The sequence below is a fragment of the Lysinibacillus sp. FSL K6-0057 genome (genome assembly GCF_038630885.1).
Taxonomy (GTDB): Bacteria; Bacillota; Bacilli; order Bacillales_A; family Planococcaceae; genus Lysinibacillus; species Lysinibacillus fusiformis_F.
In genome coordinates this window covers 5,046,377-5,056,798 of the sequence record NZ_CP152047.1, presented here as the reverse complement: position 1 = coordinate 5,056,798, position 10,422 = coordinate 5,046,377, and the positions used below count along the sequence as shown (strand labels likewise).

At 36.0% G+C, this 10,422-nt stretch carries 10 protein-coding genes; all 10 read left to right on the top strand.

Annotated elements, in window-relative coordinates; genetic code table 11:
- The first annotated feature begins 593 nt into the window (after window positions 1-593).
- The 10 genes from rpmH (at window position 594) to MHB40_RS25275 (ending at window position 10,404) form a co-directional block, all read left to right on the top strand.
- Entirely contained in the window at window positions 594-728 is a 135-nt protein-coding gene (gene rpmH, locus MHB40_RS25320; RefSeq protein ID WP_004233310.1) for a 50S ribosomal protein L34, read from the top strand.
- A gap of 100 nt (window positions 729-828) precedes the next feature.
- Window positions 829-1,173 carry a ribonuclease P protein component gene (rnpA, locus tag MHB40_RS25315; protein ID WP_205446310.1) on the top strand — a complete coding sequence of 115 codons (345 nt, stop codon included), beginning with the start codon at window positions 829-831 and terminating at the stop codon, window positions 1,171-1,173.
- Between the two features lie 371 nt (window positions 1,174-1,544).
- Window positions 1,545-2,315, top strand: a complete 771-nt coding sequence (gene yidC, locus MHB40_RS25310) for a membrane protein insertase YidC (protein WP_342442108.1) — start codon at window positions 1,545-1,547, stop codon at window positions 2,313-2,315.
- Complete coding sequence (gene jag / locus MHB40_RS25305; protein ID WP_342533671.1) at window positions 2,312-3,115, top strand: RNA-binding cell elongation regulator Jag/EloR; 804 nt, start codon at window positions 2,312-2,314, stop codon at window positions 3,113-3,115. Before yidC ends, jag begins: the two co-directional genes overlap by 4 nt.
- Window positions 3,116-3,364: 249 nt before the next feature.
- Window positions 3,365-4,750: a tRNA uridine-5-carboxymethylaminomethyl(34) synthesis GTPase MnmE gene (gene mnmE, locus MHB40_RS25300; protein ID WP_342533670.1), complete on the top strand. Its 1,386-nt coding sequence runs from the start codon at window positions 3,365-3,367 to the stop codon at window positions 4,748-4,750.
- Window positions 4,751-4,777: 27 nt separating this feature from the next.
- Window positions 4,778-6,670 (top strand): tRNA uridine-5-carboxymethylaminomethyl(34) synthesis enzyme MnmG, encoded by a 1,893-nt coding sequence (gene mnmG, locus MHB40_RS25295; RefSeq protein WP_342442106.1) that lies wholly within the window; start codon window positions 4,778-4,780, stop codon window positions 6,668-6,670.
- Window positions 6,671-6,782: 112 nt separating this feature from the next.
- On the top strand, window positions 6,783-7,499 hold the full coding sequence (gene rsmG, locus MHB40_RS25290) for a 16S rRNA (guanine(527)-N(7))-methyltransferase RsmG (RefSeq protein WP_342533669.1): 717 nt from the start codon (window positions 6,783-6,785) through the stop codon (window positions 7,497-7,499).
- 179 nt (window positions 7,500-7,678) lie between these two features.
- Complete coding sequence (gene noc / locus MHB40_RS25285; RefSeq protein WP_205446304.1) at window positions 7,679-8,578, top strand: nucleoid occlusion protein; 900 nt, start codon at window positions 7,679-7,681, stop codon at window positions 8,576-8,578.
- A gap of 223 nt (window positions 8,579-8,801) precedes the next feature.
- Window positions 8,802-9,563 (top strand): AAA family ATPase, encoded by a 762-nt coding sequence (locus MHB40_RS25280; RefSeq protein ID WP_205446303.1) that lies wholly within the window; start codon window positions 8,802-8,804, stop codon window positions 9,561-9,563.
- A complete protein-coding gene (locus MHB40_RS25275) occupies window positions 9,556-10,404 on the top strand; it encodes a ParB/RepB/Spo0J family partition protein (protein WP_342442104.1) in 849 nt (282 codons plus the stop codon). The genes MHB40_RS25280 and MHB40_RS25275 overlap by 8 nt, the downstream gene beginning before the upstream one ends.
- Window positions 10,405-10,422 lie beyond the last annotated feature (18 nt).

Genomic DNA, 10,422 nt, shown 5'->3' with positions numbered 1-10,422 from the left:
GCTGCTAATCTCCTTTACAGTGTTCAATACAAAAAAAAATCGCATTTATAGAAATGGTAAATACGTTCATTTTACAACTCGTCCACATAATCACAAGTTGTGGATAAAAGTTAACCAAAGGCTGTGATAAAAATTATCCACAGCATATTAACAGTTGTGGATAATTAAAATGTTCGTTTTAGTTTTCAACAAAGTGAAGCACAGTAATCGTATCAGAAAAACAAAGCCATTTCAATAGTTTGTGAAACTTATCCACATAGCTTATAGTTATGCACTTTGTAGTTGTCCACAAGCACTGCTTATGTGAAAAACCTGTAGATAATTGTTGTGGATAAAAAATAATGCAAAAAATACTATACACAACTCTGTGTAAAAAAGACAAGTACTCTGTGGATAATTATTTTTATATTTATGAATTAAAAATCTCGCTTGTAAAAATCTGAAGACTAAAAAATTGAAAATAGAATAAATACATAGTTCGACTGATTAAAAGAAATTTATGAAATTCATTGACAAAATAACTAGATACTTTATATAATATTCGAGTCTGTATGTTGAAAAATTCAACTCAATTCAGGAGGTGTCTATATACAATGAAACGTACTTACCAACCAAAAAAACGTAAGCACAGCAAAGTACACGGTTTCCGCGCACGTATGAGCACGAAAAACGGTCGCAAAGTTCTTGCTGCTCGTCGTCGTAAAGGAAGAAAAGTTTTATCAGCATAAAATAAGTCCACTGAGCCACATCAGTGGTCTTTTTTTTCTTTATTTTTGGTAAACCTAGAAATGAGGATCAAAAGATATTATCTAATAGCAGGTGAAAGAAATGAAAAAACGCCAACGAGTGAAGAAGAATGATGATTTTCAAAAGGTGTTTAAAAAAGGTAAATCTTTCGCTAATCGTCAGTTTGTTGTTTATTTTTTAGCAAAAGAGGGACAAACGGAATTTCGTGTAGGTTTATCAGTTAGTAAGAAGCTTGGGAATGCGGTAACACGCAACCAAGTAAAACGCTATATTCGACAAAGTATTCAAGAATTAAAAAATGATCTAAAGCCGAATATGGATTATGTTATTATCGCCAGACAACCGGCGGCCACTATGGATTTTCATGAAGTGAAGCAAAGTTTGCAGCATGTACTACGAATCGCAAAGGTAATGAAAAAAGTGTAATGTATGCAACCAAGTGGTGAAATTACGCCTGTACAGTTAGCAATAGAATAGAAAATGTGCAATTTTGCATACAATTATAAGTAAGTGAATTATACGTATAGGGGTATTTTTGGCGTGAGTTTTTGCTTAAATTTTGCTTAAAATATGTAAAATTCGCAACTTAACTCAGGAATAAGTGTATGTAGTTAGAATATTTAGTAGAGTGAACGTTATAGGCATGATAAAATAACTGATAACTTTATCTTCATCGAGGACTCTCAAAATTGGACTGAAATAAAGATAAGGTTACTGGCTGTTAACCGATTATGTCAGTATAAAAAGAAGCATATAGAAATAAGAAAAAGTGAATAGTAATTGTAGGGGGAAGAAGGTTGAAAAAACAACATTGGGTAATTTTGTCACTAGTATCAGTAGCCTTACTACTTTCTGGTTGTACAGAATTCAATGAACCAATTTCCAAAGATAGCACAGGCTTCTGGAATGAATTCATTGTTTGGCCGTTGGTATCAGCGATAAAATACTTTGCTGATCTGCTAGGTACGTATGCATGGGGGATCATTGCCGTAACGATTATTATTCGTTTAGCAATTTTGCCATTGATGATCAAACAAACAAAGAGTTCAAAAAAGATGCAAGAAATTCAGCCAAAATTGAAGGAACTGCAAAAGAAGTATGCTTCTAAGGATGCTCAGACACAACAACAATATCAGCAAGAAATGATGAAGCTAATGAGTGAATCTGGAGTAAATCCACTAGCTGGATGTTTACCAGTAATCATTCAAATGCCAATCTTAATTGGTTTCTATCATGCAATTAGCCGTATGAATGCTACATCTACATTTGATTTAGGGAATTTCTTTATCTTCCCGTTAGCAGATCCTGCACCTGCATTAGCCATTACTGCAGGTTTAATGCAATTTATCGTGTTACGTACAGGACCAGCAATGGATAATCCTCAAATGAAAATTATGATGTATATTATGCCATTCATGATTATTGGTTTTGGTATGGCCTTACCAGCTGCATTATCATTATACTGGGTGATCGGAAACATTATTTCGGTTTTCCAAAACTTGTATATTTATAAACCTTGGAATAAAGATAAAACACAACCTGCTCAAAATGGAGGGGCTAAAAAGTGAAACAACTTACGCAAATAGGCGCAACAACACAAGAAGCGGTCTCATTGGCGTTACAGAAACTTGGCAAAACCCGTGAACAAGTAGATGTTGAAGTTTTACAAGAAGGTAAAAAAGGATTTTTAGGTTTTGGTGCACGATCTGCAGAGGTACGTGTAACAGTAAAGGAAGTTCAGGTTCTGACAATTGAAAGTGACAATGCTGAAACGCAAATGGCAACTCAATTAAACGAACCAATAGTAGTAGATGATGTTGAAACACTAAGTTCACAAGTTTCTGAACAACCAAGTGAAATGGAAGACGTTCAACAAGTCGTTAAAGAACAAGATGAAGATGTAGACTCAGCAAATCCAATTGAAGAGGCAAAGGCTTATTTAATAAGTATCGCTGAACAATTGGCTATTCATGATCTTGATATTGCTACGACACGCGAAGGGAAATATGTATTATTTCAACTAAAAAGTGAGAAAGCTGCACTGCTTATAGGGAAACGTGGTCAAACATTAAATTCCTTACAGCAATTAACGCAACTCGTATTAAATAAAAGCGCTAAGCAGTTCTTAATGGTGAAATTGGATGTAGAAAACTATCGAGAGCGTCGACAAGTAGCTTTAGAATTACTTGCAGATCGAATGGCGGATAAAGCATTACGCTTAAATCAACGTGTGGCATTTGAACCAATGCCGTCTTACGAACGAAAGATAATTCATAATCAACTAGCAAATCGTCTAGATCTTGAAACGTATTCAGAAGGTACAGAGCCTAATCGTTATTTAGTAATTGAACCAGTAAAAAATAATTAGATGTTGCTCATCACCATACAGACAGACAATATATTTTGAAAGGTCATTTTATCTTCGAGATAAAATGACCTTTTTTAATGAAAAATAGCAAAGTTTGTCGAAAATAGGATTAGCGAAAAAATTGATTTTATCCACATTTGGAAATCATCCTTACTTTAGATTTTGCTGAAAATATGTTAGTCTAAGGTGTTAGTAAGTATTGGTCGGTTTTGATTATCCACATGTGGATAACGTCGAGGAGGTCATTAAATGGAGTTCGATACAATTGCTGCGATATCCACACCAATGGGTGAAGGTGCCATAGCCATCGTTCGTTTAAGTGGGGACGAGGCAGTGACGATTGCAGATAAAATATTCAAATCACCCGGGGGAAAAAGTTTAACAACGAAAGATTCGCACACTATTCATTATGGGCATTTAGTTGATCCTAAAACTAATGAGGTAGTAGAGGAAGTAATGCTATCGCTGATGCGCGGACCAAAAACATTCACGCGTGAGGATGTAGTTGAAATAAATTGTCATGGTGGACTAGTTTCAGTCAAACGTGTGTTGCAACTTGCCTTAACGAATGGAGCAAGGTTAGCTGAGCCTGGCGAATTCACAAAACGAGCATTTTTAAATGGACGCATAGATTTATCACAGGCTGAAGCGGTTATGGATTTAATAAGAGCTAAAACAGATCGTGCGATGAACGTTGCTTTGGGTCAAATGGATGGAAAATTATCGAGACTTATTGGTGATTTGCGCCAAGCTTTACTAGAGACATTAGCACAAGTAGAGGTTAATATAGATTATCCAGAGTATGATGATGTAGAAGAAATGACAGTACCTGTATTAGTAGAAAAATGTACATGGGTAAGAAATGAAATTAGCAAACTTCTACAAACATCTTCTCAAGGAAAAATTTTGCGTGAGGGATTATCAACTGTTATTTTAGGTCGTCCGAATGTAGGGAAATCTTCACTATTAAATAGCTTAGTACAAGAAAATAAGGCCATAGTGACAGATATTGCAGGGACTACTCGTGATATTATAGAAGAGTACGTCAATGTCCGTGGTGTTCCACTTCGTTTAGTGGATACAGCGGGTATTCGGGAGACAGAAGATATTGTTGAACGAATTGGTGTAGAACGCTCACGAGAAGCTCTTCGTGGAGCAGATTTAATTCTGTTTGTATTAAACTATGCGGATGAATTAACTGCTGAGGATGAGCGTCTATTCGAAACAATTGAAGCGATGGATTACATCGTCATTGTCAATAAAACAGATTTACCGCAAAAAATTGATTTGGCACGTGTCAAAGAATTAGCTGGTGAGCATCGCATTGTAACAACATCTCTGTTACAAGAGGAAGGTATTATAGAGCTAGAGGAAGCCATTGCTGTATTATTCTTTGAGGGACAAATCGAAGCGGGCGATTTAACATATGTTTCAAATGCAAGACATATAGCACTTCTGCACCAAGCGCAAGCAACGGTTGAAGATGCAATAGCAGCTGCACAGGATGGTGTACCAGTTGATATGGTACAAATTGATGTAACAAGAACATGGGAAATACTTGGTGAAATCATTGGTGACACTGTACAAGAAAGCCTAATTAACCAGCTATTTTCACAGTTCTGTTTAGGAAAATAATTTTAAGAAAGAAAGGAAGGTACGAGCATGCCAACAAAATATGAGGCAGGCACGTTTGATGTTATCGTGATTGGCGCAGGTCATGCAGGCTCTGAAGCTGCACATGCCGCAGCTAAAATGGGTGCTAACACATTAATGCTAACAATCAATTTAGATATGATTGCATTTATGCCATGTAATCCATCTATCGGTGGCCCAGCCAAAGGAATTGTCGTACGTGAAATTGACGCTTTAGGTGGCGTTATGGGAAAAGTGATAGATAAAACACATATACAAATGAGAATGTTGAATACAGGGAAAGGTCCTGCAGTACGTGCATTACGTGCACAAGCAGACAAAGTTTTATACCAACAAGAGATGAAACGTGTGTTGGAGGATACGGAAAACTTAACAATCCATCAAGGAATGGTTGAAGAGCTGATTATTGAGGATGGAGAAGTTAAAGGAGTCATTACACAAATTGGTGCCGTTTATCGTGCTAAAACAGTCGTTGTGACAACAGGTACTTTCCTACGTGGTGAAATCATTATCGGTGATATTAAATATTCAAGTGGACCTAATAATCAGCAACCGTCAATCCGCTTAGCTGATAATTTAAAAGAGCTTGGTTTTGACCTAGTTCGCTTTAAAACAGGTACACCACCGCGTGTGAATAACCGTACAATTGATTATGACAAAACAGAGATTCAACCAGGAGATGACGTTCCGCGTGCATTTAGTTTTGAAACAACTGAATTCATTATGGATCAGCTACCTTGCTGGTTAACATACACAAGCCCTGAAACACATGAAATTATTGAGGCGAATTTACATCTTTCACCGATGTACTCAGGCATGATTAAAGGGACAGGTCCACGTTATTGCCCATCTATTGAAGATAAAGTGGTACGTTTTAATGATAAGCCAAGACACCAAATCTTCTTAGAGCCAGAAGGCCGTAATACACGTGAGGTATATGTTCAAGGTTTGTCAACAAGCTTACCAGAGCATGTCCAAACACGTTTACTAAAATCTATACCTGGTTTAGAAAATGCGGAAATGATGCGTGCTGGTTATGCTATTGAATACGATTCAATTGTGCCAACACAATTATGGCCAACTTTAGAAACAAAACGTATTAAAGGCTTATATACAGCTGGTCAAATTAACGGTACATCTGGCTATGAAGAGGCTGCCGCGCAAGGGTTAATGGCGGGAATGAATGCTGCTGCCAATGTACTAGGTAAAGACGAATTAATTTTAAGCCGTTCTGATGCTTATATTGGCGTTTTGATTGATGACCTAGTGACTAAAGGAACAAACGAGCCATATCGTTTATTAACATCTCGTGCAGAGTATCGTTTACTATTACGTCACGATAATGCAGATCTACGTTTAGTAGAGTTAGCCTATAAAATGGGGATGATTCCACAAGAACGATATGCAAGTTTCAATGAGAAAAAAGAGCTGATTGAAAATGAAATTGCACGTCTTCGTGAAGTCATTATTAAACCAAATGAAGCGACTCAATCTGTTATTCGTTCTGTTGGTGGTAGTGAATTAAAAGACGGTATACGTGGCGCAGATTTATTAAAACGCCCTGAAATGCATTATGAGTTAATTTCTTCTTTAATTCCGGCAGAAATCGAATTGACGGATGAAGTGAAAGAACAAATTGAAATTCAACTTAAATATGAAGGCTATATCGAAAAAGCATTGCAACAGGTAGAGAAACTACACAAAATGGAAAATAAAAAAATCCCTGAAAATATTGATTACGATGCTATTTCAGGATTAGCAACAGAAGCGCGTCAAAAATTAAAACAAGTTACACCACTTTCTATTGCGCAAGCCTCTCGTATTTCTGGTGTTAATCCAGCTGATATTTCAATTCTTCTTGTTTATATTGAACAAGGTAAAATTGCGAAAGTAAGCAGCTGATCAACAACAGTAAGGTAAATAAGAGGCGGGCATACCATTGTGCCCGCTTCCTATTTTTAGGGCTATACTATTAATTGTAGTTGTATAGCTAGATCAACAAAGGAGACTTAACATGAACGAACAACAATTTATTGAGGCTCTGAAAGAGAAAGGTATCGAACTTTCTGATACGCAGATTGCTCAATTTAAAAAGTATTTTGAATTACTTGTTGAGTGGAATGAAAAGATGAATTTAACCGCTATTACAGATTTAGAAGGCGTATATTTAAAGCATTTCTTCGATTCAATTAGTCCTTCATTTTATTTTGATTTTGCAAAAGTAGTAACTGTTTGCGATGTTGGAGCTGGAGCTGGTTTCCCAAGTATCCCCATTAAAATCTGCTTCCCACATTTACATGTTACAATTGTCGACTCCTTAAATAAAAGAATTACCTTTTTAAATCATTTAAGTGATGAGTTACAATTAGAGAATATGCATTTTGTACATGCTCGAGCAGAAGAGTTTGGTCAAAATGTAAAATACCGTGAGCAATTTGATGTGGTAACAGCACGTGCTGTAGCTCGTTTATCAGTTCTATCAGAGTTATGTGTACCTTTAGCAAAACAAGAAGGGCATTTTGTTGCTTTAAAAGCCGCAGCCGGGGCAGAAGAATTAAAGGATGCTAAAAAGGCTTTAACAACATTAGGTGTTAAACTGAGAGAGGAATTTTCTTTCAAGCTACCTGTTGAAGAAAGTGACCGCATTTTATATATATTTGATAAAATAAAAGGAACACCGAAAAAATATCCGCGTAAGCCAGGTGTACCAAATAAAACACCAATTCAATAATTAGTGTTTCATGTGAAACTTCTCAAAGTGGAAAATATTTTTTCTATTTTGAGCATACATACTAGTTATGGATGGTTCACGCAAAAGACATCTATGAACTATATACATTTAAGGAAATATAATAAATAATAATAGAATGACACAGAGCAAGATAGTTACTTAAAGGTGGTGCCACTTGGATGAAAAGTCCTTTTTCACGTTTTTTTGGAGGCGGAAGTAAAACAGAGCCTATTGTGAAAAATGAAGTAGAACAAGCAGAGGCGGTTCATGCAGCGGAAGAAGTTATAAAGTTGCCTATTGATCAAATTGTACCTAACCGTTTTCAGCCACGTACTATTTTTGATGATGAAAAAATTGAAGAATTATCAAGAACCATTCATACACATGGTGTGATTCAGCCAATTGTTGTACGTAAAACATCAGAAAATCAATATGAAATCATCGCTGGTGAGCGTCGATATCGAGCGATGAAAAAGCTACAATGGACAGAGGTCCCTGCTATTGTACGTAATTTAACTGATAAGGAAACAGCATCTATTGCGTTAATAGAGAACTTGCAGCGTGAGGAGTTAACAGCAATTGAAGAAGCGGTAGCCTATCAAAAATTATTAGAGCTTCATGAGCTAACACAGGAAGCTCTTGCCCAAAGACTTGGAAAAGGACAATCCACTGTAGCCAACAAATTACGTTTATTAAGGCTGCCAGATGAAGTACAGCAAGCTATTTTGAAGCGTAAAATATCTGAACGACATGCACGTGCATTAATTGCTATTAAAGATCAACCATTGCAATTAGAAATTTTACAGCTAGCAATGGATAATGATTGGAATGTGCGACAGCTAGAGGAGCAAATCCAGGCCATATTACATCCTGTAGCTGACGAGCAGGAAGAAACAATCCCAAAGAAAGCTAAACCGAAACGTAAGGCCATAAGTAAAGATGTGCGTATTGCTTTGAATACCATCAAACAGTCGTTAACGATGGTAACGAAAAGTGGGATTACGGTGAAAACTGAAGAAGAAGATACAGAAGAATACTATCAAATTACAGTGAAGATTCCTAAAAAGAAAAAAGTGTAATAAATTATTTTAGTAAAGTAATTTATAATCAAATTCATCACTGTACAGGGGAGATATCTCAAAAGATTAATTGAGATATCTCCTTTTTTGTATATATTCTTAATATTTTATACAACTCTCTTCAATTTTTTTGATAGAATGAAAGTTAGATAGCGGATTAAATAGTGATTTTACAAATGATTTGTCAAAGTAAACTTTGATAGATGAAAGCAGGTGCTTTTAAATGGGTAGAATTATAGCAATCGCCAATCAAAAGGGTGGCGTAGGTAAAACAACAACTTCGGTCAATTTAAGCGCTTGCCTAGCATACTTAGGTAAGAAAGTGCTTTTAATTGATACTGATCCGCAGGGGAATACAACAAGTGGACTTGGTATTAATAAAGGAGAAATACAAGGGTGTATTTATGATGTGCTCATTGATGATGAAGATGTTGAAAATGTCATTCAAATAACCAATGTAGAAAATTTATCTATCGTGCCCGCAACCATTTCACTTGCAGGCGCAGAAATTGAATTGGTTTCGACTATTTCAAGAGAAGTACGTTTAAAACATGCTCTACAAAATGTGAAAGAAGATTTCGATTATATAATTATTGACTGTCCACCATCTTTAGGGCTTTTAACAATCAACGCTTTAACAGCTTCAGATGCGCTCATTATCCCTGTACAATGTGAATATTATGCATTGGAAGGGTTAAGTCAATTATTATCAACAGTTCGCCTCGTTCAAAAGCATTTGAATCAACAGCTTTACATCGATGGTGTTTTATTAACAATGCTAGATGCACGCACGAATTTAGGCTTGCAAGTTATTGATGAAGTGAAAAAATATTTCCAAGATAAAGTATATAAAACAATAATTCCTCGTAATGTGCGATTAAGTGAGGCACCAAGTCATGGTCAACCAATCATCACTTATGACGCAAAATCTAGAGGTGCAGAAGTTTATTTAGAGATGGCGAGGGAAGTGATTAAAAATGGCTAAGGGTCTAGGAAAGGGTATTGGTGCATTATTTCCAGGAGAGTCTTTAGAACACAGTGGACAAGTGGAAGAAATCCAATTAGATTTAATTGTTGCGAACCCATTTCAGCCTCGTAAAATTTTCGATGAAGAGAGTTTACAAGAATTAGCAGATTCTATCAAAGAACATGGGATTTTGCAGCCGATTGCCGTGCGTAAAAAAGCACGTAAGTTTGAAATTGTTGCTGGAGAACGTCGTTACAGAGCGTGCCTATTAGCAGGCCTAGAGGTTATTCCTGTTATTATAAAAGAGTTATCAGATGCACAAATGATGGAGCTAGCTATTCTAGAAAACCTCCAACGTGAGGATTTAACTGTAATTGAAGAAGCTGAAGCCTATCAGAGTTTAATGGAAAACTTACATTTAACACAGGAAGAGTTATCGAAGCGATTAGGAAAAAGTAGACCACATATTGCAAATCATGTTCGGCTACTTGCTTTACCAGAAGATGTACGTAAATTGATGAATGATGGAACATTATCGATGGGGCAGGGACGAGCTTTACTCGGCTTAAAAAATAAAAGAAGAATTTCAGAAGTGGCCAATAAGGTAATAAGTTTAGGATTGAATGTACGTCAAGTTGAATTATTAGTGCAAAACTTAAATGAAGAAGTTTCACGTGAAACAATCCCGCCTAAGAAAAAAGATATCTTTGTAAGTGCAAAGGAGTCACAATTACGTGATTACTTTGGCACAAATGTTCAAATTAAAAAAACAAATAATAAAGGGAAAATTGAAATTGAATTTTATTCTGAAGATGATTTAGAACGTATATTGGAAATATTAAACATACAGGAAGAATAAAATAATATTTCTATAACT

What these genes read in the sequence shown, in the direction of transcription:
- mnmE (WP_342533670.1), top strand. Translation starts at nt 3,365, where the DNA reads ATGGAGTTCGATACAATTGCTGCGATATCCACACCAATGGGTGAAGGT.
- rsmG (WP_342533669.1), top strand. Translation starts at nt 6,783, where the DNA reads ATGAACGAACAACAATTTATTGAGGCTCTGAAAGAGAAAGGTATCGAA.
- rnpA (WP_205446310.1), top strand. Translation starts at nt 829, where the DNA reads ATGAAAAAACGCCAACGAGTGAAGAAGAATGATGATTTTCAAAAGGTG.
- rpmH (WP_004233310.1), top strand. Translation starts at nt 594, where the DNA reads ATGAAACGTACTTACCAACCAAAAAAACGTAAGCACAGCAAAGTACAC.
- mnmG (WP_342442106.1), top strand. Translation starts at nt 4,778, where the DNA reads ATGCCAACAAAATATGAGGCAGGCACGTTTGATGTTATCGTGATTGGC.
- MHB40_RS25280 (WP_205446303.1), top strand. Translation starts at nt 8,802, where the DNA reads ATGGGTAGAATTATAGCAATCGCCAATCAAAAGGGTGGCGTAGGTAAA.
- MHB40_RS25275 (WP_342442104.1), top strand. Translation starts at nt 9,556, where the DNA reads ATGGCTAAGGGTCTAGGAAAGGGTATTGGTGCATTATTTCCAGGAGAG.
- noc (WP_205446304.1), top strand. Translation starts at nt 7,679, where the DNA reads ATGAAAAGTCCTTTTTCACGTTTTTTTGGAGGCGGAAGTAAAACAGAG.